The 2,102-nt window shown below is 71.9% G+C and carries 3 protein-coding genes; all 3 read left to right on the forward strand.

The genetic code is table 11. The annotated features are described in order from the left end of the window. A partial coding sequence (locus ACOADB_RS24785) for a PH domain-containing protein (protein ID WP_378605144.1) occupies positions 1-337 on the forward strand: 337 nt, incomplete at its 5' end. Positions 338-360: 23 nt separating this feature from the next. Then, on the forward strand, positions 361-1,335 hold the full coding sequence (locus ACOADB_RS24790) for a co-chaperone YbbN (RefSeq protein WP_378605147.1): 975 nt from the start codon (positions 361-363) through the stop codon (positions 1,333-1,335). Between the two features lie 14 nt (positions 1,336-1,349). Continuing rightward, positions 1,350-2,102 carry an EI24 domain-containing protein gene (locus ACOADB_RS24795; protein WP_378605150.1) on the forward strand — a complete coding sequence of 251 codons (753 nt, stop codon included), beginning with the start codon at positions 1,350-1,352 and terminating at the stop codon, positions 2,100-2,102.

Genomic DNA, 2,102 nt, shown 5'->3' on the forward strand with positions numbered 1-2,102 from the left:
CATCATCGTCGCGGCCGGGCTGCTCCTGCACGCGTCGTGGGGCGGACTCGCCGTCCTGCGCGACCGGTTCGTGATCACCAACATGCGGGTCTTCCGCGTCCACGGCGTGCTGTCGCAGAGCCTGGCGACGATGCCGTTGAGCCGGATCCTCGACATCTCGGTCAAGAAGCCGCTCCACGGCCGGATCCTCGGCTTCGGCCACTTCTGCTTCGAGTCCGCCGCCCAGGAGCAGGGCCTGCGCGACATCCGGTACGTCGGCCGTCCCGACGACCGCGACCTCGCCATCCAGCGCGTCGTGCAGCGGGCCGGCCTGCGTGGCCCCCGCGTCCCCAACTGACGACGCTCCGTAGGATTGCGTCCATGACGCAGCAGCCGTTCTCCCGTCCCGGCGCCATCGATCTCTCGGCGCTGAAGCAGCGCCCGGCCCCGGCCGGCGCGCCCGCCTCTCCCGCTGGCGGTGCCGGCGGTGGTACCGGTGGTGGCCGGGCCACCTCGGCGTACTCCGTGGCCGTCGACGAGGCGAACTTCCAGACCGTCCTCGAGGCGTCGATGAACGCCCCGGTCGTCCTGGTCTTCCACTCGGCCCGCCAGGTGCCCGAGAGCGTCGACATGGCCGAGGACGTCATCCAGGTCGCCAATGAGTACGACGGCCGGTTCCTCGCCGCCACGATCGACGTGGACGCCAATCCGCAGATCGCCCAGGCGATGCAGATCCAGCAGGTGCCGCTGATGCTGGTGATCCTCGAGGGTCGCCCGGCCACGCAGCCGATCCCGGGCGCGGCTCCGATCGACGACATCCGCGCGCTGTTCAACCAGCTCGCACAGCAGCTGACCGCGCAGGGCATCGCCGGTCGCCACCAGCCCAACGCCTTCGGCGCCCCCGTGACCGGGGTCGAGGGCGAGGAGGGCGGCGAGCCCGAGGTGGACCCCCGTTACGCACCCGCCCAGGACGCGCTGGCCGAGGGGAACATCGACCTGGCCGTTGCGGAGTACCAGAAGCTCGTCGACGGCAACCCCGCCGACCACGAGGCCGCCGCGGGCCTGGCGATGGCGAAGGTCCTGCAGCGCACCCAGGGCGTCGACATCAACGAGGCCCGCGCTGCTGCGGCAGCCGCCCCCGACGACGTCGACGCGCAGACCCTCGTGTCCGACCTGGACATGCTCGGCGGCCACGTCGAGGACGCCTTCGCGCGCCTCGTCGAGCTGGTTCGTCGTACCTCCGGCAAGGACCGCGACAAGGCCCGCGAGCACCTGCTGGCGCTCTTCGGTGCGGTCGGCAACGACGACCCGCGCGTCCTCAAGGGCCGCGCCGCCCTCGCCTCTGCCTTGTTCTGAGCCGGCGGATCGTGATGGCAGGCGCAGCGCGGGGCATGGGGTTCGGGCAGGGCGCCGGCTTCCTGCTGCAGGGGATCCGGCTGTGGCGCACCCGCACCCGCCTGATGGCGTTGGGCATCGTGCCGGCCGTGATCGTGATGGTCCTGCTGGCGGCGGCGTTCGTCGGCCTGGTCCTCGTCCTCGATGACCTGATCGCCTGGGCGACCCCGTTCGCGAACGACTGGGCCGACGCAGCGCGCTCGATCTTCCGCACCGTCGTCTACATCGGCGTGCTCGCCGGCGCGGTGATGCTCTCGATCGTCACCTTCACCGGGCTCACCCTCGCGGTGGGCGATCCGTTCTACGAGAGGATCTGGAAGCAGGTCGAGATCTCCCTCGGCGGCGAGATCCCCGATCGCGGCGTCGGCTGGATCCGCGGCGCGCTGGACGGCCTGGTGCTGGTGGTGATGGGCCTGGCGACAGCCGTCGTCGTGTTCCTCATCGGGCTGCTGCCCGTGATCGGCGCGATCATCGGAGCAACGCTCGGCCTGATCGTCTCCGGGCGCCTGCTCGCCGGCGAGCTCGTGTCGCGCCCCCTGGAGGCCCGCGGCATGGACCGCGCCGCCCGCGCCGACCTGATGCGCCAGCACCGCGGCGCGATGCTCGGGTTCGGTGTCTGCGTCCAGGCCTGCTTCCTGGTGCCCTTCGGCGGCATCCTGGTGATGCCCGCGGCCGTCGCCGGGGCGACCTACCTCGCCCGCCGGGCGCTCGAGTCTCAGCCCAGCTGA

Source organism: Nocardioides sp. CPCC 206348, from assembly GCF_048654705.1.
Classification (GTDB): Bacteria; Actinomycetota; Actinomycetes; order Propionibacteriales; family Nocardioidaceae; genus Nocardioides.